Genomic DNA, 24,213 nt, shown 5'->3' with positions numbered 1-24,213 from the left:
TATATAGATTGCAATAATGTGTTAAAAATCTATTTCAACATTTAATGCAAACGATTGCGCTTTAAGATGCTTTTCCGGTACACTATAGTAAATAGAAACGGTTGTCTAAATGCGGAAAATACAGAGTAGTTTTATGGGGAAATTAGGTCTCAAATACTGAATAACATGCGATAGATTTCTGTTTCATGGGGGGTGATCTAAATGGACATGTGGGTAGGAAAAATTAAAGGATATAATTGTGATGGGAAGTATATAGGAACGTATCGAGCTGTTATTGTGAAAGATGGGGATATTCTCTTTAGGATGAATTTATATTTTGACGCTACAAATAATAAAAGCAAATGTCCATTTAATAAGAAAGTCTATTTTAGTTCAAATCTAGATGTGTTAAAGAGAAAGTTTAGGACTTCATTACCTACAAAAGAAAAAGCAAAAGTACTATGGAAAAAGAAAGTTGGCGATTGTTGAGTCGTTTTAAAAAAAACGTGGTTCTGTCCATCTGAGTTTTTTCTGATTGATCGACAGCCACGTTTTTTGTTTTGGTGTTTTTCGTTCAAAGTCAGTATCATAGAAAAAAGTCCTTTTAAATAAGAGCCAACTGAAAAATAAATTGCTTTTTCTGTAGTCGAATTATATAAACCACAACGAAGGTTCAAAAGACTCTAAACAAATGGATACTTACTTCCCCCTATAATATTGAAATTATAAACAAGAACATCTGTAAAACTATATACATAGACTAATTGAGTAATCACACATTAAATTTTTGAGGAGGAAATAAGTGATGCATACGGTTCAACCCGGAGAGACGCTATGGGCTATTGCCAATCGTTATGGTGTGACGCTTCAAGAGCTCATGCTTGTTAATGCCATTACAAACCCAAACATAGTTTATGTAGGTCAAGTGCTTAGGATTCCTCGTTTTCCCCCAACACCTGTACCCCCAACTCCAACCCCCGTACCAACAGGTATAGCACAACGTGTTGCACGTTTAGAAACACAAGTTGAGGAGTTAACAAGAAGGGTTCGACGTTTAGAGTTTGGTCGCTAATGTTAATGTAGCAATGGATCCATTTTACGGGTCAACAGCAATCCATTTAAAGGATGAAGTTATACTTTAACTAGGGTGTAAGGAAGTCGGGAGGTAAAAGAATAACACGCAACCATGAACAGACAATGGTTGCGTGTTATTTGCAGTTAGATTAGATATAGTTTAACTTTTATCGAGGATTTATTGCTGCAAATGAGAATCGGCATTTTCTAAGTTTTTCAAGTAAGGAAGCGCTTGCAGTTACTAGATCAGGTGCACAGAGTTCAATACCAACGCTTGCAGAAGTAGAAGCTTTTCTTCTTGAACAAGTAGAAAGATAGACTAGGATAAATTAAATTATTGAAAAGGTCAGTATTGACAGTTAGCTACAATTGGCTATAACAATTTGAATTTAATTGTCTAGAAAAAATAAATAGATTGATTTTTCTAGACAATAGAGAATAATATAATTACACAAGAATGTTCGAATAATAACTTTATCTAAAATATTAACTCGTTACAAATATTTATCTATTAAAGTGAGGGACCGATCGTGTTCAGACAAATTAATGGCAACGCAAGAGCTTGTATGATAGTTGAGCCAATGTTTATTATTCCATACAGCTTATTTGTTACATACGCTTCTGTTTATATGTTAATGCTTGGATTGAATGAAACAGAAATTGGACTTATTACGAGTATTGGCCTAGTCGTACAAATTTTTTCTTCTTTTATTAGCGGCTTTTTAACGGATAGACTTGGACGAAAATATGCGTTGCTTATCTTTGATTTACTTAGTTGGTCGGTTGCTACTCTTTTGTGGGCTGTTTCCCAAAATTTTTGGTTTTTCCTCGTTGCGGCTATTATAAACGGATTCCAGAAGATTCCCCATATTGCTTGGACTTGTTTAATTGTGGAAGATACTGAACCTAATAAACGTTCTGTCGTTTTTACGGTTTTGCAATTTATTGCAGTTATTGGTGGACTTTTTGCTCCATTAGCGGGGATTTTAGTTAGTCAGATGTCACTTGTTCCTGCAGTTCGAACCATGTATTTCATAGCTTTTATCAGTATGACTCTGATGTTTATCATTCGTCATTTTACTACACAGGAGAGCGAAATCGGTATTAGAAAACGTCAAGAGTCAGGTGCAATGAATATTAGCAATTCGTTGAAGTTGTATGTCAAAACAGTTATTGAAATTACAAAGAATAAGCAGTTGCTGATCATTTTTTCAGTTTATATCCTTTTTCAGTTTCAGTTAGTTATGCAGAATACATATTTATCAATTTACTTAGTGGATGTTCTGTCTTTTCGAGATTCAACGATTGCTATATTTCCAGCTATCTCTTCTGTCTGTATGCTTATCTTGTTGTTAGTCGTTATTCCTCGCTTTAGACAAGAGCTTCACCTGCATTACATGATCATAGGTTTTGGGTTATCTATTATTGCTCTTTTGTTACTCATTACAGCACAACAAGGCAACATCATTGTAGTTATCGCTAGTACGATTCTTCTAGCAGCAGGCTTGTTATTGTCCAACCCTTATTTAGAAACAGCTGTTGCAAACGCAATCGAAGATGATAATCGAGCGAATATGTTCTCGATTTTGCAGGTGATCGTTCTATTGTTTATATCGCCTGCTGGTATTATCGGAGGGGTCACATATAAAGTCGATCCAAAAATTCCGTTTATACTAATGATGTGTGCGCTACTTATTAGCATCGTATTAATGTATTCGATTACAAGAAAAACAATGCAGCAACCTATGAATGAGAATTCTTCTTCAATAAATAACTAAGGAAAAAAACTGGATACCTCTTTCGAAGACATAGAGAAAAGTATAGTAGAAAATGGTTTCTTTCCATTCTGAAATGTAAGAAAATAAATGAGTTGTGTATAAATTTCATCAACGAGTAATCTAACTCAACGTAAATTTACTCTTTTCGTCTAAAGTTCCCTGGAGATACCCCATACTTCTTTTTAAATACTTTATGAAAATATGGATAACCACCAAACCCGCAATTTTCAGCGATCTGATCGAGTGTCATGATTGTATACTTCATTTGGTCAATGGCAGCAGAAAGTCGAATTTCTTGGGCGTATTCAATCATCGTTTTTCCTACACTACTTTTAAAGAGATGGACGGCCCGCGATACGCTAAGACCTGCGTGCTGGGCTACTTCTTCTATTTTAAATGCTATTAAGGCATGTTCTTCAATGAAACGCATCATTATCGTTACAGCATATGGGCGACTAAAGGTCGAAGAGGTTTCATTTACTGTACGTTCTAAAGACAAACAGAGTGCACGTAATAAATAACCAATAAGTTCGTTGTTTTCCTCTGATGGTGGTCGGCGTTCTTCAATAATAATATGACGCCATAAGGTTAAGAGCTTTTCATCAAGATCAATTCTCGAAACAGTTGGCTTTGCAGAGCGGTTCCACCATTCATCAATCCAAATTCCCTTGCAGAATAAGTAATAATCTCCGCTGTTTTGTCCTTCTTCAACCCGAAGCTCGTAGTGGTCGCCTGGCTTAATTAGCAGAAGATCCCCTTTTTCAATAACAATGTTTTTATCATTCACAATTACCTCGCAGCTTCCTTCTGTTTGCAAACGAAAAAGATAATCGCTTAATCCAGTCTGATGGAAAGAATAGAATTGCTTAGTGTGATACGAGTAATCACATAATCCAATGTTTAGCATCCTTAATTCTCCTGTCTTTAAAAATAGCAAAATAGTAGAGGTTTTCATTATATCATGGATGTTCATGAGGATTCATTTACATATATGATAAGTTTGAATAGGTCTGTATAGATAATAGAACCCGTATGATCTTAAACTTGTTAAATAGAATGGAGCTGTAATGAGTGAAATCAACTTATGTGTATTATGCTGGACTAATCCTTGTTGCGATTATCTGGGGAGCCAATTTTGGTATTTCTCGTTGGGCAATGGAGGTTTTCTCCGCAGAAGTTTTTGTGTTTTTACGGTTTAGTCTTGCTATCCCACTTTTATTTCTCCTGCTTTATAAGTTAGAGGGGGGAATAAAAGTAGAAAAGCGTGATTTACTGAAGCTTGCTGTGATTGGGTTTGTCGGGGTAACAGTATTAGAAATACTTGTAATGTACTCGATTAAATATACGACATTGGCAAACGCTTCATTATTAAATGTAGCTCCTTGGCCTATTTTTGTCGCTTTATTTGCGCCGCTTTTTACAAAGGAGGTACTGACAAAAAAAATTGTAGTTGGCGGTGCCATTGCGTTCATTGGTGTTGCTCTTATTATTTTAGGTGGGAGTAATAGCTTTGATTTATCTTCTCAATACATGCTCGGTAACTTACTTGCTCTATTGGTTAGTTTATTGGGGGCATTTTTTAATTTAGCGTGTATGCCGTTAATGAAGAAATACTCTGCCATGCGTGTTACGACTTGGTATATATTATTTGGTTCGGTCTTTTTATTTCCGTTTACATTAAGAGGGTGGAGCGAAGTTCAATGGTCAGATCTAACATTTCCGATTTACGGAGCGATTTTTTACAACGTAATTCTTTGTACAATTGTCGCTTTTGTAGTGTGGAACCTCTCTATGAACCGAGTAGGTGCGACAAAATCTAATTTTTATCGATATGTTGTTCCGGCAGCAGCAGCCATTACAGGTGCGTTATTTTTCGGTGAATCAATTATGCTGACACAAATCATTGGAGCATTCGTTATTATGTCTGGACTTGTTTGGATAGGTTTAGATCGTAAAAAAGGCAAAGCTACGGATTACGTCACTAAAGAAAAACTCGCAAATTAAAAGCAGAGGGATGAGCAATCGGAATAGAAGGGTGTTTGAAAAAGTGTTGTAACTCAATTTTTAAACACCCTATTATTTTGCTATTTTAAGTGGATGTTTTTTAGCCTTTATGCAATAGGCCTTTTTTTAGATAATAGCCAAATAGTATATGTTTTAATTAGATTATTTATATTCATAGTGAAATAAATCATTTATGATGAAGGAAATAAGTGATGGTAGTAATTCTAGTAAATCTCGTGATATCATCATATCTTTTAAAAAACAGCAAACGAATGAAAACGTTAACAAAATGTGGTGTTCAGGAAACCATTAATTAAAAGGAAAGAGGAGAAAAGATGAAAAATATACCAGTAGCAGTTCAAATGTTTACATTACGTGAAGAGTGTGAGAAGGATTTTGCCGGTACGTTGAAAAAAGTAGCTGATCTTGGCTTTGATGGAGTTGAATTTGCTGGGTATGGTGGATTATCAGTTCAAGAAGTAAAAGGGCTATTAGATGAACTTGGTCTTAAAGCGGCAGCGAGTCATGTTCCACTCGATCAATTACAAAACAATTTGGACCAAGTGATCGCGGATCAGAAAATATTAGGAAGTAAGTATGTTGTTTGTCCATTTTTATTACCAGACCAACGTACAGAAGAAAACTATCAAGCTCTTATTACTTTCCTAGGACAAGCTGGTGAAACGTGTCAACGAGAAGGAATTACTCTTTGTTATCATAACCATGATTTTGAACTTGAACGACTGGAGGATGGAAGAATGGCGCTTGAAGCTATTTTTGATGATACAAATCCAAGTCATGTTCAAACAGAGCTTGATGTATATTGGTTAACAAAAGCTGGAGAAATTCCTACAGAATGGATTGATCGATACAAAGGAAGAACACCGTTAGTTCACTTGAAAGATATGACGACAGACGGTGAACAATTTTTTGCGGAGCTAGGAACTGGTGGCGTAGATATTGAAGCCGTACTAGCTAAAGGGGAAGAAACGAATGTTAGTTGGTGGGTTGTTGAGCAAGATGTTAGTCGCCGTTCGCCTCTAGAAAGTATTGAAATAAGTATAAATTACTTGAAGGAAAAGCTACCTCAGCTTGCGAATAAATAAAAGGGAAACAGAAAGAGAGGAAGCCGAGTGTAGCAGCGGTTTTTATAAAAAATAAATATCCATTTGGGAGGAAATGAAATGAGTACATTAAAAGTAGCCGTTATTGGTTGTGGAAGTATTGCAAAATACCGTCATTTGCCTGAGTACAATGCGAATAATCAAGTAGAAATTGTAGCTGTCTGCGATATTGTTCCAGAGCGCGCTGAGCAAATGGCAGAGGAATATGGGGCTCTCGCTTTCACGGACTATAAAGAAGTTTTGAAAGTAAATGGACTTGATGCAATTAGCGTTTGCCTGCCTAACTATTTACATGCACCTGTTTCGATTGATGCATTGAATGCAGGAAAACACGTTCTTTGTGAGAAACCAATGGCAACATCAAAAGAAGAAGCAGAAGCAATGATTGCTGCTGCAACAGCCAATGATAAGAAATTAATGATCGCTCACAATCAACGATTTGTTTCGTCACATCAAACGGCAAAAGAGATCATTGACAGTGGCAAGCTTGGAAAAATTTACAGCTTTAGAACAACATTTGGTCACCCTGGTCCCGAAGGATGGAGTGTAGACGGGGCAGATAGTTGGTTCTTTAATAAAGAGCAAGCTTTTATCGGGGCAATGGGTGATTTAGGTGTGCATAAAGCAGACTTAATGCGATATTTACTTGGAGAATTCACAGAGGTTGGTGCATTCATCGAAACGAATGCAAAGAAAAACACAGAAGTTGATGACAATGCTGTCTGTATGTTAAGAACGGAAAGTGGCATCATTGGAACATTAACGGCAAGCTGGGCGTATGTTTCTGGTGGGGATAATTCAACTGTAATATATGGTGAAAAGGGAATACTTCGTTTAGAAGATGATCCGACATATTCATTAATTGAAGAATATCGAAACGGGTCTGTTATTAATCACAAGCTTGATAAGATTCAAACGAATGAAGAAGGTGGTCAGACAAACACGCATGTCATCGACCATTTTGTTGAAAGCATCGTAGAAGATAATCAACCACTTATTTGTGGGGAAGAAGGAATGAAATCACTACAAATTATTCTCGCGGCACTTGATTCACAGGAATCCAAACAAATTATCTCGTTAAAACAAGGAGTGACAGTAAAATGAAGTTAGGTGTTTTTACGGTTTTATTTGCGGAAAAATCATTTGAAGAAATGCTAGATCATGTGAAGGCTTCAGGACTAGATTCTGTTGAAATTGGTACTGGTGGTTACCCAGGCAATCAGCATTGTCCACTTGATGAGCTTTTAGAAGACGAGCAAAAGCGAAATGATTACCTAGAGGCTGTAACATCACGTGGGTTAACTATTAGTTCATTCAGTTGTCATGGCAATCCGCTTACGCCAGATCGAGTGTTTGCAGAAGAGTGTGATTCTGTTTTGCGTAAAACAATTAAACTAGCATCTTTACTTGATGTTCCAGTGGTCAATACATTCTCTGGTACACCAGGTGATAGTGAGGAAGCAAAGCAGCCTAACTGGCCAGTTGTACCATGGCCTCCTGAATATGGCGATATTTTAACATGGCAATGGGAGAATAAGTTGATTCCATATTGGAAAGAGATTGGTGAACTAGCAGAGCAACATAATGTGAAAATTGGTCTAGAATTGCATGGAGGATTCCTTGTTCATACACCATACACGATGTTAAAGCTGCGCGAAGCAACGTGTGATGCGATTGGGGCAAACTTAGACCCAAGTCATATGTGGTGGCAAGGCATTGATCCAGTTGCCGCAATAAAAATTCTCGGTGAAGCAGGAGCAATCCACCATTTTCATGCAAAAGATACGTATATTGACCAAGACAATGTTAACATGTACGGCCTAGTCGATATGCAGCCATATGGCAATGTGCAGACTCGTGCATGGACATTCCGCAGTGTTGGATGTGGACATAGCATCCAAGAGTGGTCTGATATGATCAGTGCGCTTCGTACATATGGTTATGATTATGTGGTAAGCATTGAGCATGAAGATCCAATCATGTCAATTGACGAGGGCTTTACACGTGCAGTGAAGAATTTAAATGATGTCTTAATCCGTGAATCTGCTGGCGAGATGTGGTGGGCTTAAGTAAAACACAATTGTCTACTAAGTATAAATATAGCTAAATATAATGTAGAGCAGTCCCGGTAGATAGAAGCCGGGACTAATTTGCTTCTTCATCAAATAGGTAATAAAGCTAGGTGGGAATAAATCGATAAATTAGTCATGAAAGGATGATCACCAATGGCTCTTATTCAATGTCAATTTTATTCAGAAGTATTAAATTTGAGTACATCGATGACGGTTATACTTCCACAGCAAACGATAACACAAATTGGCATGCAAACTAAAAAAATTGCAGATAAACACCAAACATTATATTTGCTCCATGGGTTAAGTGATGATGACACTATTTGGACGAGAAGAACGTCAATTGAACGATATGTTGCGCCTCTTGGACTGGCAGTCGTCATGCCGCAAGTCCATCATAGCTTTTATACAGATATGGTATATGGAAACAAGTATTGGACATTTCTAACGGAAGAACTTCCGTCAATAGCGAGATCGTTTTTTCCATTATCAGATGCTAGAGAAGATAACTTTGTTGCAGGACTTTCAATGGGAGGATACGGCGCATTTAAATGGGCCTTGAATTGTCCTGATCAATTTAGTGCAGCTGCTAGTTTATCAGGGGCAGTTGATATAGTGAACAGAATAAAACATTCTGATAATGATCGAGTTTTACGATTAGTTTACGGAGATGAAGAGATTTCTGAAACAGAACATGATTTACTTTCACTTATCGAAAAAACGCATATTAATGAACAGAAGCCTCTTCTATATCAGTGTTGTGGAACTGAAGACTTCTTGTATGAAGACAATATTCGGTTTAAAGAGCTGTGCGAAAAAACGAAGTACCATTTAACGACAGACTTTGGTCCAGGTGAGCATGAGTGGGGCTATTGGGATAAAACGATCCAAGATGTATTGAAGTGGTTGCCGCTAAAGAATTAAATCGTGTAATAAGTGGGGAAGGTTCTAGTTGCAAGAAAAGTCAAAACATTCTCATTGTTATATTGTTTTTTCATACCTATACTTGGCGGGCAAAAAGATTAGTACTCCATTAATTAATCCAATAGGTTGTAATGTAAAGTGGGACGGGAAAGATGAACACTGGATGCCGGCTGAAGCATGTGACCTTGTGTAAGGATAGATTGTAAATATTAAGCATAGGAAAGACTGTTAAGAGGCTCTAGTCTCTTAACAGTCTTTTTTATTTAATCCAATATACTGGAGTCTGATAATACTGTTAGGAACGTGGATTCAAAATGAATAGTAAGCTTTTTGGTGTTCAATATTTGGAAAGAAGTGTTTTATATTAAGCGCTTACATTTTTTATTTAAAGTTGGGTTGGAGATAGTATATGCTTGTATCACTGTTCGAGTAATACAGGGCAGAAAGGAGGCTTCTGTTGATAGAGAAAGAAAGTTACGATTTTAATCGGGCTAAGAGAAAGGACTCGAATGAATGAACTAGTTGTTGAATGAGATGAAAGGGTTATCAAGAATTCAAATAGTAATGAGAGAAAAAGGAATCTTTACTTACTTTTGTAATTAAAATGAAAGGTGTGTTTATATGTTGAAGAAATTTAAAAGGATGATGGCAATGACACTAGCATTCACAATGTTTTTAACTAACGTTTCATGTTCAACCAATACTGCAACTGAAAAAAATAATGGGGAAATGATACACGCCGTAACGACGGATAAGGCAATGTATGACCCTGGAGACAATGTTGAAATTCGGGTTGATCTGAAAAATGAAACAGGCAATGACTTTACAGGAACAGTTGAGATTAACGCAAAACATCTTGAATATAAAGTTGGTTCAACGGTTGAAAAACCGTTTTCTTTAGCAAATACTGAAGACGATAGAATTATAGTAAACTGGGAAGCATCTTCAACAGACTTTAAAGGTTATATGCTTGAAGTAGATGTGAAAGATTCATCTAATAACCTTATAGATTCAGATACTGTTGGGGTTGACGTTTCGTCATCCTGGACAAAGTTCCCACGCTACGGGTATGTATGGGATTTTACAGAGAATGTCGATGCAGCACAAAGAATTGAAAAGTTAAAGGATTACCATATTAATGCCTTGCAATATTACGACTGGAAATATCGTCATCATAAACCAGTAGCAGATAACCTGGAAGTTTGGGATGATTGGAGCGGAAGAGAAGTTTACGGGGATTCAATCCGCAGTTATATCTCGGCAGCTCAAGATTCAAATATGGTAAACATGGCTTACAATATGGCATATGCTGCAGTCTCAGGATATGAGGATGATGGTGTGAAGCAAGAATGGGCCCTGTATTACTCAGACAATAACGATAGTGGAGAAGGTCATTTCAAATTTAAAATGGCTGATGAAACTCCAACAGGAATTACCCATTTATACTTCTTTGATATGAGTAACAAGGAGTGGCAAGACTATATTTTTGCTGAAACCAATAAAATGTTTGAGGCGTTTGAGTTTGATGGTTGGCACTCTGACACAGTTGGTGAATGGGGCGAGATGCAAACAGCTGACGGGAAAACGCTTTATGTAAAAGATAATTATACTGAATTTCTGAATGCTGCTAAGGAAGCCATTGGTGACAAATACTTAGTATTTAATCCAGTAGGAGCACAAGGAATTGAAAATGTAAATATTAGTGATGTTGATGTTCTTTACACAGAAATATGGCCATGGGATCGAGATAAAGACGGCGAACTCTATGATACATACTACTCTTTAAAGAAAACAATTGAGAGTGCTAGAGAGGAAAGCGGTGGGAAATCGTTAGTCATCCCTGCGTACATGAGTTATGATTACGGCGAAGCCAACCCAGGAAGCCCGTTTAATACATCAGCAGTTCTATTAACTGGTGCTTCTGTCTATGCAGCTGGAGGAGCGCGGATGGAGCTAGGTGACAATGGAAATATGTTGAGTAACGAATACTTCCCAGCTCAACACTTATATATGACGAAAGAATTAGAAGAGCGTGTCGCTAAACAATATGATTTCATTGTTGCTTACCAAAACTTACTTCGAGATGGACAAACAGAAACTACGAACCGAATTGAAGTTCCAAAATATGAAAACACTCCTTATGGGGATCCAGATACAATTTGGACATATGGCAAACAAGATGAAAACTATGAAATTATACAGATGATTAACTTGTTAGGCGTCAGCCAAAATGACTGGAGAGCAAATGATGGTCAAAAAGAAACTCCAGATAAAGTATCTGATTTTAAAATGAAATATTACTATTCAAATGAAGTGAATTCTGTTTGGTTAGCTTCTCCAGATAATAATGATGGTCGTTCACAAGAGCTATCATTTACAAAGGGACGTGACGAATACGGAAACTATGTGGAAATCATGGTTCCTTCATTAGAATACTGGAACATGATTTACATGAGTAGTGATGCATCGGATGGTGTTACAAATATTGGGACTGGATTAACTCAATTAATGAATGGTTATATTGAAAGTGGTGACGTAAGTGGTCCATTAGTAAAGCAGCTTACCGATACACTCAATCAAGCACATCATCATTTAGAGAAAGGTTCAATTGTTCAGGGTATAAAATATTTAGAAGATTATCTATTTTATTTAACCAAGAAAACAAATGATCGAAACGTCACGTCTGAGGCAAGGGATAGCCTAAAAGAGACCGTTGAACCGTTGATTCTATATTTGAGCGATGGGGAAGAAGAAGTTACGATACCAGCTGAGATCATCAACGGTGGATTTGAAAGAGGAGACCTAAGAGGTTGGAATATAACAGGTTCCAATGTCGGTGTCGATGGTAATGATGTAAATAGCGGAGAGTATAAAGCTTACTTCTGGTCTGACAAACCTTATGAGCAAAAAATTGAACAAGACCTTTCGCGTCTAGAGAACGGTACTTACACAGTAACAGCTATGGTTAAGCAAAGCACGGGTACTCCTACGGTTAGTAGAATGGAATTATCAGGATTCGGTGGAGAGAAAGTTTATATGGATATTCCACATGGGGAAGAGTACCTTAAGATTAGTGGAACAGTTGAAGTAACAAACGGAGAACTAACTATTGCTTTCCATCAAGCTACTGATGGTTCTACGAATTTGCAAATTGACGATGTAGAGATTGTAAAAAATTAAAACGTTATGAACTTGATAACTAACAAATGAAGAGTCATGACCTTTTTCTGGTCATGACTCTTCGTTGATAAAGAATTTTAAATGAATTGTTAAAAGGGTGTTTTATATAACTGTAACATAATGATATAAAACACCATAAGCAACGAATGATAAAAACTGGTTAAATGATCGTAATATAAGACACCTCATTCGTAATGCAAGCGGTTTCTGGAAATCGATTTCAGATAGATAATAAGCATGTACTAAAAACAAGGGGGAAATAAAAATGAAGAAAATAATATTATCTCTTTTCTTTTCAATGTTAGTTTTACTTGTTGTTGTAAGCGCCGCATGTTCATCAAGCGATGATACTTCAAGTAATAATGATGGATCAAAAGTGGTACTAGACTACTGGCACACTTATGGAGAGCAAGAAGAAAAAGTATTAGTAGAACAAATAAAGCCGGCATTTGAAGAAGATCATCCAAATATTGAACTTAAACTTACTAGGCAGCCACAAGAAGGGTTAAAGCAACAAGTTATAGCTGGTGTTGCAGGAAATGCAGCACCTGACTTAATGAGAATGGACATTGTTTGGACATCTGAATTTGCAGAGTTAAATGCATTAGCAGAAGTAAGTACTTTTGAAGGTTTCGCCGAAGTTAAAGAACAACTGTTTGAAGCACCAATGTCTACAAATTTCTATGATGGCGCTTATTACGGATTACCAATAAACACAAATACAAAAGTAGCTATATATAACAAAGAAGTACTCGAAAAAGCTGGTTATAGCGAACCGCCAGCAACAATGGAAGAGCTTGAGGATGCTGCTCGTAAAGCGGTTGAGGCAGGAGCAATGGGTGGAATTTCAATTACTGGTGTAGGACAAACTTGGGATTACCTTCCATACTTTTGGAGTTTAGGCGGAAGATTAACAGATGATGACTTTACTCAATTTGAAGGTCATTTAAACAGCATTGAAAGTTTACATGCTTTAGAAACTATTGTTCGATGGAATGAAGAAGGGTTAGTAAGTCCAACAATGCTTGGGGGAGAACCGGGAACTTGGGAAGGAATTGATAGAGGCGAGTATTTAATGATTGACGATGGTCCTTGGTTCTTCAGTATTTTAATGAATGAAGAAGGAAAGGCAAATCCTCTAGATTATAGTGTGTCGGCACCCATTCCTGAAGGTGTAGATGGAAGTCGTTCAGTAATTGGCGGAGAGAACTTAGTCATCTTTGAAAACTCAAAAAATAAAGAAGCAGCTTGGGAATTCGCTAAATGGATGACTGGAGAAAAGGCGCAAACAATTATTGGTGTAGAAACAGGGTTAATTCCAACTAATATGGCGGCAGCACAAACTCCTGAGTTTCTAGAGTTGCCATTTATCGGACCATATGTTGAGCAGCTTGAAACGGCTCTTCCTCGTACTCCGTTACCACAATGGTCTGAAATTGAACAGATTATTACATTAAATATCGAAAAAGTACTACGTGGAGCAATGGAGCCCAAAGAGGCGTTAGATGACGCGGCCAAACGAGCTGATGCAATCATTAATAAGTAATAATGAATAAAAAGAAGGTGACTCAAAACCAAGGGATCTGCCCCCTAGTTTTAACTAGTTGGGGCAATCCCTTCTTGAGAAACCCTCTTTCACCAAAGGAATGCAAAAGGGGTGAAAAAATTGAGTCAAACAGATGTTCAGGTTCAAATACAACAAAAAGAACCAAAGAAGAAAGAAAGAATAAATCTGAAAAAAGGGTTACAGCAATGGAAAGAGGTTTTTCCATTCATTATATTAGGCTTAATTGGTACCGGTGTTTTCGTTATTTATCCATTATTTAAAGGAATCATTATGAGTTTTCAAGATTATAACATTATGCCAGGTGCAGAAAGCCCATGGGTTGGATTTGAGAATTATACACGAGCATTTGAGGATCAAAAGTTCGGTTATGCTGTTAGAAATACATTTCTAAATACAATTGTGACAGTCCCAATAAATTGGTTTTTAGGTATCTTTTTTGCAGTGCTAATTAATCTTCAATTTATTAAGTATAAAATTACATTTAGAACGTTCTATTATTTACCAATTATCACATCGTGGATTGTAGTTGCATTTTTGTTCCGCTATTTATTCGCTTCTGGTGAGAGCGGTTTTATTAACTATGTACTCTATACACAATTAGGAATGATTGATCAACCAATTAGTTGGCTGCAAAATCAATGGACAGCCATGTTTGTTATCTGGTTGTTCCACATTTGGAAAACAGTAGGTTGGACAGTCGTTATTTATTTGGCAGCATTACAAGGTATTCCGAAATCATTATATGAAGCAGCAACGATTGACGGAGCAAATGGAATTAAAATGTTCCGCTTTATCACAATTCCAATGCTTGCACCTATTACAATTTTTGTTGTGATTCAATTGGTTATGGGGGCATTTAACATCTTCCCACAAGTATATTTCCTAACTGGTGGCGGACCAATGAATCAAACGGAAGTTATTCAAAGCATGATTTATACGGAAGCCTTTGAAAACATGAACTTTGGCTATTCATCAGCACTAGGGGTTATGATGGGCATAACAATCTTTATCATTACTTGGAGTCAGCAAAAGAAGATTGGGAAACAAAAATTTTATTAATAAGTCGTAACTTGTTACGGCGGCAGCCAAGTACTGTACTTGGCTCATTATATGGTTAGGAGGGAGAACGTTGAAGAACAAATCAGAATTGTTCTGGAAAATCGTCGTTTATGCGATTTTAATTCTTGGGGTTATTGCGTTTATATTCCCGTTTATTTATATGATATTGACCACTTTTTTAAAGGGAGCGTATTCACTGCCAAGGCCGAGTGAAGTATTGGCAGCTAGACCTAATCTCGATAACTATGTAGACGTGTGGACCGGATACAACTTTTATCGGTATTTCTTAAATAGTTTATTAATAGCGGGTGTAGCAATGGTAGGTGGGCTCTTTCTTGGAGCAATGACGGCTTATGCCTTTGTTAGATTTGAATTTCCGTTTAAAGAGTTTTTATTTAGAACCTTTTTATTTACAATGATGATACCACTCGTTTTGGCGATTGTTCCACAATTTACAGTGATTAATAGTCTTGGACTAGTTAATACGTATTTAGGACTATGGTTAATTTATATTGGGGGAGGAGTAGTTGGTTCTACTTTCTTTCTAAGAGGCTTCTTTGAGACCATTCCTAAAGATCTAGAAGAATCGATTCTTATAGATGGCGGCGGAAATTGGAGAATATTCTGGCATATTTATTTGCCATTATCCAAACCAGCATTAGGCACAATGGCCATTTTTGCTTTCTCAGGAACATGGGATGAGTACTTCGTTGCTTTAACGATTATTAAAGACGAAGCAATGCGAACTTTACCAATTGCTTTGATGATGTTCCAAGGGCAACATGCGAGTAACTGGTCATTAGTATTTGCGGCGTCAATCATTGCAATTCTACCTGTTATGATTGTTTATATCATTTTCCAAAAGAAATTTGTGAAAGGCGGCCAATCAGAGGGTGCTGTAAAAGGATAGAGGAATGTTATCTTTCAATTAGTTAAGCACAAGTAGTACCTTGCTACAACATAGTAAGAAAGTTATGATAAAGCCAACAATTGTGAAAAAATGGGGTTAAATGATGACCAACCTAAGTATGAATAAAAATCGATTCGCTACCAAAGTAGTAGTTGTCATTCTAATTGTGAGTTTAATCCCGACAATATTCAACAGTGTTTTCTTTTATGTATCATCATCAAACATCATTAAAGAAAATGTAAGAGAATCGTCTTTGCAAACTGCTCGGCAAGCAGCGGATTCACTGTCTTATGTATTAACTACGGGTAGTGACATGGCAGATCTTATTTACAGCAATGAAAGGCTACAAGAGGTTGTAAAACAGGATTTAAATGAAGAACTTCCTGAGGCGGAGAGACAGGAAAATCATGAAACGATGCATTCGTTCTTAAACGAAAATATATTTTCAAGCTCTTTTGTACGTATGATTTATGTATTAAAGGAAGAGGGGTCAAGCTGGGGAAGTGGGAATTTTTCTTGGTTCAAATTCTCACAATATAATTTGCAGGAGTTAGATTGGCAAAAGAAAACGACTGAACTAGATGGTGAATTATTATGGCAGGGGCTTCAATTTGATCGTTTCAGCGGGGCAGGAGAAAACACCGATTTGGTTTTGCCAATTACTAGGGTGATGAAGGACTTTGACAATTTAAATAATATTGCGTATATACAAGTTTTTCTTGATGGGAATGCAGTCCTTGACAGGATTAATCAGATTAAATTAGGAAAAACAGGACATTTCTTTGTGGTTGATCAGCAAGGGAATATTATGATTCATTCAGATATGGAAAAAATCGATCAAACGATCTCCAACGAGCAATTGTATCATCGTGTTATCAATAGGGATGAACTAGAGTTTGAATTTGATGATAATGGACGTTATTACTATGGGGTAAAACAACCGCTTGCAAACGGCTGGACAATAGTAGGGATTGTCCCTATTCAAGAAATTACAGGTCAATTATTAACGATACAAACTATTGTTGTACTAACCTCAATCGTCTTTGGCATATTAGCAATGATGATTGGTTATTTCTTTGCAAACCGAGTGACCGACCCAATTAAGGTGCTTACAAGACAAATGAAACTTGTAGGTGAAGGAGATTTTAATGTTCGAACGAACGTGCGAACATCCGATGAAATAGGAGTCATGAGCATGGAGTTTAATCGGATGCTTGAAAAGGTTGAGCACTTAATGGATCAAGTGAAAATAGAACAAGTCCAAAAAAAAGAAGCAGAGTTACGTGCCGTAAAGCACCGAATAAATCCACATTTTTTATTTAACACACTAAGTACGATTCGATGGTTAGTTAAATTTAATCAAGTTGACAGGGCAAATACGGCATTGGCTGCACTTACTAAGTTACTTGAGGCGAATATGGGTAAAAAAGGAACATTTGTTACAGTAAAAGAAGAACTAGACATTATTGAGAAGTTCATTGACATCATGCAAATTCGTTATGAACAAACCTTCCATCTAAAACTGGATATTGATCAAAAAGTGAATGATTTTTTCATTCCCCAGATGTTACTACAACCGATAGTGGAAAATGCTATTTTTCATGGGATTGTACCAACTGGTATGGAAGGTATGATACAAATATCGGGTCGGAAAATAGACGATAAAGTAGAAATAGTCATTCAGGATAATGGGAAAGGAATGGATGAGGAAACACTAAACCAGATTCAACATGCACTCCGCCCAATGAATAAGTCTGTTGGAATCGGCTTACTTCATATTTTTGATTCAATTAACCTTTATTTTGGTCCGGATTCTGCAATAGAAATTGAAAGTAGCGAAAAGGGAACTATCGTTAAGCTGATCATGAAACCGAAAAACAGAGGTGAGAATCATGTATAACGTTATAATCGTTGATGATGAACCAGTAATCCGTTTTGGTTTAAAGGCTTCTGTAGAATGGGAGAAAGAGGGATTATCTCTTATTGGAGACTTTCCTAATGGGGAAGAGGCCATAAATGCAATGAAGAAACACCATGTTGATCTTTTAATTACGGATATTAAAATGCCGATTATGGATGGGCTAACTTTAATGAAGAAAGCAATAGACCTCTTTCCGAAATTAAAGGTTATTTTAGTAAGTAGTTATAACGAATTTGAGTACGTCAAAGAAGGGATAAAATACGGGGCCGTTGACTATGTTTTAAAGCCGACATTAGAACAAGAAGAGTTCGTCCAATTAATTCAAAAATGTGTACACAAAATGGATGAAGAAACAAACATTGAGAAAAAGCTCACTCTTGTTGAGCAGACGACCTCTTTACATGAACGGAAAAAGCTAGAGCAAGAATTAAAACGGGTTCTATCAAATGAAAAAGACTCTTCCCATTTTAAAGAAATAAAGAACTCGATGTCTGGTTCTCTTATCGTTATTAATATGAAGATCAACGATGTAGCCAAAATTGAAGAACAGTACGGGATATTATTTAGAAGATTTACTCTTGAAGAAATTCAAGAGCGTTTCTACTCAAAATATGAGAAAGGGGTTTGTCTTGCCATTTCGGAGACAGATCTGCTCTTTTTGATAGAGGTAAATGGTAATCCAGTAAAATTGATTCATCAATTGAATGATGAAGTAGTGAAGGAATCTAGTTTGAGTTTTTCATTTGGGTATGATGTTATTTCTAACATATATGAAGCGGATAAAGGTTTTCACAGAAGTTCTTTGGCTTGTGAAAGACGGTTCTTTTATCCTAATGAAGTTGTTTTTTCTTATAAAGAAGGAAAAGAACCACTAGAAAAGCCGCACCAAGTAGAACAATTAAAACAGTTTCTTTTGCCAGTTGATGAAAAGAAGGTAGCAACGTATATAGAAGAGCGATACGAGCATTGGAAGCAAGGTAAAATGCACCCTTCTGACATTAAACAAGAAGCATGTGATTTAGTAACAAGCTTGTTTGGAAATAAGCTTGCTCTCTCCTTGTTGCTTGATAAATGTGAACATTTTAAAAAAATAGAGTCATTACATGAGTTGTACAGGATTCTTACTAAACAAATTGCGGAATGTGTTAGATTGATCTCAGATCTGCGTCAAAAGCCGAGCGTAGATAATGAATTAATGGAAAGTGCGTTAAGCTATATTCACCAGCATTATACAAAAGAGCTAACGCTTCAAATGGTTGCTGATCATATTCACATTAGTCGAAATTATTTTAGTATTTTGTTTAAACAATTTAGTGATCAAAAGTTTATTGATTATGTAATTGATCTTCGGATTAAAAAGGCAACGGATCTGTTAATGAATACGTCGTTAAAAGTGTATGAAGTTGCAGCAAGGTCAGGGTTTAAAGATGTTAAATATTTCAGCAAGCTATTTAAAAGGATAACAGGCTATTCACCTGTTGACTTTCGGACTGAGCATCAAAAGTAGGAGGTGACTGAACATGGGGGTGATTCGACAAGTGAGAATATGTTTGTTGATGATTGCATTCGGTATGATTATAACAGCTTGTGGGAACCAAACCATAATTGGAAACAGTCGACCTCCATTAGATGTTACTCCTTCAAAAGATGAGATTGTTATTTGGCATACGTTTGGTGAATATGAAACGCAATTGTTTGAAAATATTCTTATTCCTTTATTTGAAGAGAAGTATCCAAGGATTAATGTAAAGTCTGTTAGGCAACCTTATAAGGATGAATTAAAACCGGCACTTATTTCCAGGGCATCTGCAAACAAGCCCCCAGATATTATCAGAATGGATATTGTTTGGATTCCGTCATTTGCCCAGCTGGGCCTCTTGCATCCTGTAAGTGAGTTTGATGGTTTTAATGAATTGAAGGATCAGTTTTATGAAGAACCACTACAATCCAACTATTATAATGGGAAATATTATGGTGTTCCTTTAAATACGAACACGAAGATTTCAATATATAACAAGGAGCTAATCGAATCTTCTGGTGAGAATAGTCCACCTGAAACGATGGTCGAGCTTATTGAGATGGTTGAAAGTAATCAGTTTGTTATTGGAGTAGATTCATTATCGATATGGGCTACTATGCATTATTTTTATGGTCTTGGCGGAACGCTTACCGACCCATCCTATTCAAAAGCTACTGGATATTTGGACAGTGAAAAAAGCATTTCTGCAGTTACTAAACTTTTATCCCTTTATCAAAAAGGTAATTTATCAGTTACAGGTAGCAGTAGCAGTTTATGGCACCAAGTCATTGATGGGAGTTATTTCGCGATTGATGATGGACCATGGTTTTATAGTGTTAACTCAGAAGAACAAATTGACTATATTAATGAAGTGACGGTTTCAGCGCCGTTCCCCATTAGCAATGGGAAAAGAGCCCTTTTAGGTGGAGAAAACTTGGTAATTTCAAAAGCGACAAAGCATAAGGAAGCCGCTTGGACATTTGTAAAATGGATGACCTCTATAGAACCGCAAACGTATTTAGCGCAAACCGGATTAATACCATCCAATAAATATGTGGAATTATCAGGATTTTATGACCAATATCCTTACTATCAAGCATATTTAGACAGTCTAGATGATGCACTTTTACGGCCGACTGTTGCTCAGTGGTGGGATGTTGAGGAAATATATGGAAAGTACTTCACGCTTATTTTTTCGGAAAAGATCAGTGTAGAGGACGGTTTAGCTCAAGCTGCTAAAGAAATAGATCAAATACTTAAAAACGAGGAAGGAAGATAAAAAATGGAGAAAAAATGGTGGAAAGAAAGTGTTGTCTATCAAATTTATCCAAGGAGCTTCATTGACAGTAATGGAGATGGAATTGGCGATATTAAAGGAATTACATCAAAGCTTGATTATTTAAAGGAGTTAGGTATAGATGTAATCTGGTTATCACCAGTATACAAATCTCCAAATGATGATAATGGTTATGATATAAGCGATTACCAAAATATAATGGATGAGTTTGGAACAATGGAAGATATGGACGAGCTTTTAGAAGAAATGCATGCCCGTGGTATGAAGCTAATGATGGACCTTGTTGTCAACCATTCTTCTGATGAGCATGAATGGTTTGTTGAGTCTCGTAAATCTAAGGATAGTCCTTACCGTGATTATTATATATGGCGCCCGGGCAAGGATGATAAGGAACCGAACAACTGGACATCTTTCTTTAGTGGGTCGGCATGGCAATATGATGAAGCAACAGATGAATATTTCCTTCACCTTTTTAGTAAAAAGCAACCAGATCTAAACTGGGAAAACCCGACATTAAGAAAAGAAATTTATGACATGATGACATGGTGGCTTGATAAGGGTGTTGATGGTTTCCGTATGGATGTAATTAATCTGATTTCAAAAGCGGATGGATTACCAAGTGCTCCAGGTGGAAAAAAATACGACTGGGGTGGAGAGTTCTTCATGAATGGTCCGCGTGTTCATGAATATTTGCAGGAAATGAACCGTGAAGTCCTTTCAAAATATGACATGATCACAGTAGGGGAATGCCCAGGTGCTTCAACAGAAGATGCAGCAAAGTATGCAAATCAAGAAGATACAGAATTAAATATGATCTTCACATTTGAACATATGGATTTAGATTCAGGTCCTGGTGGAAAGTGGGATGTGAAACCTTGGAAACTTGCTGATTTAAAGGAAGTTATGACAAAGTGGCAAAAGGATTTAGAAGGAAAAGGATGGAACAGTCTTTACTTAAATAATCATGATCAGCCAAGAATGGTTTCGAGATTAGGAAATGACAAAGAGTATCGTGTGGAGTCTGCAAAAATGCTTGCAACCTTCCTTCATATGATGCAAGGTACCCCATACATTTATCAAGGTGAAGAGTTAGGAATGACAAATGTTCGCTTTGAATCTATTGAGGAATATAATGATATTGAAATTCAAAATATGTACCGTGAAAAAGTTATTGAAGGCAATGAAGATCATAATAAAGTAATGGAAGCCATTTATGTAAAAGGTCGTGACAATGCAAGAACGCCCATTCAATGGAATGATAGTGAGAATGCGGGCTTTACCACAGGTACACCTTGGTTAAAAGTGAATCCAAACTATAAAGAAATCAATGCAAAAAAAGCTTTAGAAGATAAAGATTCTATTTTCTTCTACTACCAACAATTAATTAAACTTAGAAAAGAATATGATATCATTGTGTATGGCACATATGATCTTATTTTAGAAGAAGATGAGAAAATTTATGCTTATACACGTACATTTGGTGAAGAGAAATTACTTGTAATGTGTAATTTCACAAAGGAAGAGGCAGAATTTGAATTGCCAGAGGGTATTCATTTTGAGTCTATACAATTGCTTATCAATAATTATCATGTTCAAAGCAGTGTTGATATTTCGTCAATTACACTAAAACCTTATGAGTCTCGTGTTTACCTTTTAAAATAGTTAGTAAAAAAAGCAGCTTCGGCTGCTTTTTTGTTTTACTTTTTTATGACAGGAATGAGACTTTTCTCTATTAATCACAATAATACCTTCAAGATGGATTCTTAAAATAAGAAATAATATAAATCCATACTCTAATCTATTGAATTAAATATCAATCATTTTTTATATGTTTTTTAAAAAGGTGTCAGGTTTCTCTATTGATTTATTAATATAATACACTCTTGGTGATAGATGGTAATTTTCTGGGCGTATAGTTGTAATAATAGACACTTTAACAATAATGAAAACGGTTTCCGGAAAGCGCTTTCCGATAGATAATAAATGTGCAACAGAATAGAAATAATGTATTTTTCTTCAAAGGAGAAACCATCTTTTTATGGTGTAGTAATGAAGGGGGGGGAGCATTGAACAATACAACGAACAATGAAAGAAGTTCTGTGATTTTTCAAGGGAAAATTTAAAAATACGGAGGACATGATGAAAAAAGAAATCTTATTTTTACCCACTTTATTGGTATTGTTACTTCTATTATCTGCTTGTACGGGAGAGAGTAGCACGAAAGAAACAATAAATGAGGAAGGTACAGATGCATCTCTAGACTTATCCGAATATGTCGGAATTGATGAGAATGAAAGTGGAACCCCGGATTGGCAGGAAGAAGAAATTGAATTAGTGTATGCAAGTAAATTCTATGGTGAAAATGATGAAACCAATCCAATATTCTTAAATATCCAAAAGTTTATGGAGAAATATCCGAATATTACAGTTGTTCGTGACCGTCAGTTTGCTGCGGATGAAGAAGATTTTACCCAAATGGAAATGCTTACGGCAAGAGCAAATGAACGAAATCTGCCTGATATTTTCTATTCCCCGCTGGCAGCCGAAGCGTATGACAGGGAATTAACGTTAGATTTAACTCCATATATTGAAGCTGATCCTGAAGCGGAGTGGATTTCTGAGAACGCAAAAAGGGTTATGAAAACGTATGATGGTGAAGAGATTTATGGGATTCCGTGGATGTCTGTCGGTCAATTCCCGGCAATAAATACGAGATTGCTAAGGGAAAACAACATCCAGGTTCCAACGTATGACTGGACCTATCAAGATTATGAGGATCTACGAAGTGAAGTGGCAAAACTCACTCCGGATAATCCAATCTTCCCAGGAATCATTGAATTTCAAGACCATGGTGCACATTATTTTGACAGTATTCCTAATGGGTGGCTAGGGTACAATATCGAATCGCAAACATGGGATTTTACCAATAGTAAAAGATATGGTGAGTGGTTCGAGCAAGTTGCCAGAGAAGGGATTGAAGGCTTGCACTTCTATGACCTTCCTGAGGCAGAAAGAATTGAAAAAGTCGGAAATTTAGGTTGGGCATGGGGTGACGGTTTAGAAGCGGTTAGCAATATGTGGATGTTTGCACTCAGTGGAGATGTTGGGGAACTAGTCGTAAACCGTGAAATGGAGATTGATATTTATCCTATGCCGGAAGCTCCAGAAGGTGGTTCGACAAGCATTCGAGCTTATTATGATACTTTAAGCATATCTAGTGCATTAGAAGACGATCCCGTCAAAGCAGAAGCGGCGTTTCAATTGTTGAAATGGCTTACGTATGGGGAAGAAGGTTTGAAGTCGAAATGGTCATTGATTGATGAATATTCTGGATTACCTGAAGATGCTCCTTTACGAGTGGAGGACCGATTGATGGACTTTGTTCAAGGGTGGCCGATTACAACAAACCCTGAAGTATTAGAGAATCACCCGCTTGTACAGGGTTTCCCTGAAGACAGCGAATTGGCGATCTTTAACTTTGAAGCTTTTAAAAATCCTGAATTCCAACAGCAATTGGCCAACCCAATATCATACCCAAGACAGATGCCAGCTGTAAGTAACGTGTTTTCAAATTTAGATATTTGGGAGTTAAGAAATCAGATTAGAGATGAAGGTGTCAGATACAGCGATATAGCATCAGAGTGGGATACGATGATGAATGAGAATTTAGAGGATTATTTGAGACAATATAATAGATAAACGTACCATATGAATTAAATCAAATCTACTAAACTTTTAAATTCAGATGTTCCTTGGTTTTAAGTTATGAAAAAAGGAGTACTTCCCACATGTCAAGTTAGATTTA

Annotated in this window: 18 protein-coding genes and 1 pseudogene; 18 read left to right on the top strand and 1 reads right to left on the bottom strand. The window is 36.6% G+C overall.

Annotated features, from left to right (window positions below):
* Nucleotides 1-201: 201 nt before the first annotated feature.
* The 3 genes from SLH51_RS03685 to SLH51_RS03675 all read left to right on the top strand — a co-directional run bounded on the left by SLH51_RS03685 (nt 202) and on the right by SLH51_RS03675 (nt 2,831).
* Nucleotides 202-468 (top strand): hypothetical protein, encoded by a 267-nt coding sequence (locus tag SLH51_RS03685; protein ID WP_335959202.1) that lies wholly within the window; start codon nt 202-204, stop codon nt 466-468.
* 316 nt (nt 469-784) lie between these two features.
* Nucleotides 785-1,051, top strand: a complete 267-nt coding sequence (locus SLH51_RS03680) for a LysM peptidoglycan-binding domain-containing protein (RefSeq protein WP_335959200.1) — start codon at nt 785-787, stop codon at nt 1,049-1,051.
* 532 nt (nt 1,052-1,583) lie between these two features.
* Nucleotides 1,584-2,831, top strand: a complete 1,248-nt coding sequence (locus SLH51_RS03675) for an MFS transporter (RefSeq protein WP_335959199.1) — start codon at nt 1,584-1,586, stop codon at nt 2,829-2,831.
* 136 nt (nt 2,832-2,967) lie between these two features.
* Here the strand turns inward: SLH51_RS03675 and SLH51_RS03670 are convergent, their stop codons facing one another.
* On the bottom strand, nt 2,968-3,738 hold the full coding sequence (locus SLH51_RS03670) for an AraC family transcriptional regulator (RefSeq protein ID WP_335959197.1): 771 nt from the start codon (nt 3,736-3,738) through the stop codon (nt 2,968-2,970).
* Nucleotides 3,739-3,902: 164 nt separating this feature from the next.
* Between SLH51_RS03670 and SLH51_RS03665 the strand changes: the two genes are divergently transcribed.
* From SLH51_RS03665 to SLH51_RS03595, 15 genes and pseudogenes are all read left to right on the top strand, one after another.
* Nucleotides 3,903-4,835 (top strand): DMT family transporter, encoded by a 933-nt coding sequence (locus SLH51_RS03665; RefSeq protein WP_335959195.1) that lies wholly within the window; start codon nt 3,903-3,905, stop codon nt 4,833-4,835.
* Between the two features lie 335 nt (nt 4,836-5,170).
* On the top strand, nt 5,171-5,941 hold the full coding sequence (locus SLH51_RS03660; RefSeq protein ID WP_335959193.1) for a sugar phosphate isomerase/epimerase family protein: 771 nt from the start codon (nt 5,171-5,173) through the stop codon (nt 5,939-5,941).
* 78 nt (nt 5,942-6,019) lie between these two features.
* Nucleotides 6,020-7,063, top strand: a complete 1,044-nt coding sequence (locus tag SLH51_RS03655) for a Gfo/Idh/MocA family protein (protein WP_335959192.1) — start codon at nt 6,020-6,022, stop codon at nt 7,061-7,063.
* Nucleotides 7,060-8,028, top strand: a complete 969-nt coding sequence (locus tag SLH51_RS03650; protein ID WP_335959190.1) for a sugar phosphate isomerase/epimerase family protein — start codon at nt 7,060-7,062, stop codon at nt 8,026-8,028. Before SLH51_RS03655 ends, SLH51_RS03650 begins: the two co-directional genes overlap by 4 nt.
* Before the next feature lie 156 nt (nt 8,029-8,184).
* Nucleotides 8,185-8,955 (top strand): alpha/beta hydrolase, encoded by a 771-nt coding sequence (locus SLH51_RS03645; protein WP_335959188.1) that lies wholly within the window; start codon nt 8,185-8,187, stop codon nt 8,953-8,955.
* A gap of 79 nt (nt 8,956-9,034) precedes the next feature.
* Nucleotides 9,035-9,148: pseudogene (locus SLH51_RS03640) on the top strand (thioredoxin family protein); the annotation flags it as partial.
* A 428-nt stretch (nt 9,149-9,576) separates the two neighbouring features.
* Nucleotides 9,577-12,135 (top strand): glycoside hydrolase family 66 protein, encoded by a 2,559-nt coding sequence (locus SLH51_RS03635; protein ID WP_335959186.1) that lies wholly within the window; start codon nt 9,577-9,579, stop codon nt 12,133-12,135.
* A 265-nt stretch (nt 12,136-12,400) separates the two neighbouring features.
* Nucleotides 12,401-13,681 carry an extracellular solute-binding protein gene (locus SLH51_RS03630; RefSeq protein WP_335959185.1) on the top strand — a complete coding sequence of 427 codons (1,281 nt, stop codon included), beginning with the start codon at nt 12,401-12,403 and terminating at the stop codon, nt 13,679-13,681.
* A 120-nt stretch (nt 13,682-13,801) separates the two neighbouring features.
* Entirely contained in the window at nt 13,802-14,761 is a 960-nt protein-coding gene (locus SLH51_RS03625; protein WP_335959184.1) for a carbohydrate ABC transporter permease, read from the top strand.
* 70 nt (nt 14,762-14,831) lie between these two features.
* Nucleotides 14,832-15,671, top strand: coding sequence for a carbohydrate ABC transporter permease (locus SLH51_RS03620; protein WP_335959183.1), 840 nt, complete (start codon nt 14,832-14,834; stop codon nt 15,669-15,671).
* 103 nt (nt 15,672-15,774) lie between these two features.
* Nucleotides 15,775-17,571, top strand: coding sequence for a cache domain-containing sensor histidine kinase (locus SLH51_RS03615; protein ID WP_335959181.1), 1,797 nt, complete (start codon nt 15,775-15,777; stop codon nt 17,569-17,571).
* The gene (locus SLH51_RS03610; RefSeq protein WP_335959180.1) at nt 17,564-19,099 is read left to right on the top strand and encodes a response regulator transcription factor; all 1,536 of its coding nucleotides are present in this window, start codon (nt 17,564-17,566) and stop codon (nt 19,097-19,099) included. The genes SLH51_RS03615 and SLH51_RS03610 overlap by 8 nt, the downstream gene beginning before the upstream one ends.
* A 13-nt stretch (nt 19,100-19,112) precedes the next feature.
* A complete protein-coding gene (locus SLH51_RS03605; protein ID WP_335959178.1) occupies nt 19,113-20,390 on the top strand; it encodes an extracellular solute-binding protein in 1,278 nt (425 codons plus the stop codon).
* A gap of 3 nt (nt 20,391-20,393) precedes the next feature.
* Complete coding sequence (locus tag SLH51_RS03600; protein WP_335959176.1) at nt 20,394-22,070, top strand: glycoside hydrolase family 13 protein; 1,677 nt, start codon at nt 20,394-20,396, stop codon at nt 22,068-22,070.
* Nucleotides 22,071-22,547: 477 nt separating this feature from the next.
* A complete protein-coding gene (locus SLH51_RS03595; RefSeq protein ID WP_335959174.1) occupies nt 22,548-24,107 on the top strand; it encodes an ABC transporter substrate-binding protein in 1,560 nt (519 codons plus the stop codon).
* Nucleotides 24,108-24,213: the final 106 nt, after the last annotated feature.

It is taken from the genome of Halalkalibacter kiskunsagensis, assembly GCF_037027555.1.
GTDB lineage: Bacteria > Bacillota > Bacilli > Bacillales > Bacillaceae_D > Halalkalibacter > Halalkalibacter kiskunsagensis.
This window is presented reverse-complemented; position numbering and strand designations above follow the sequence as displayed.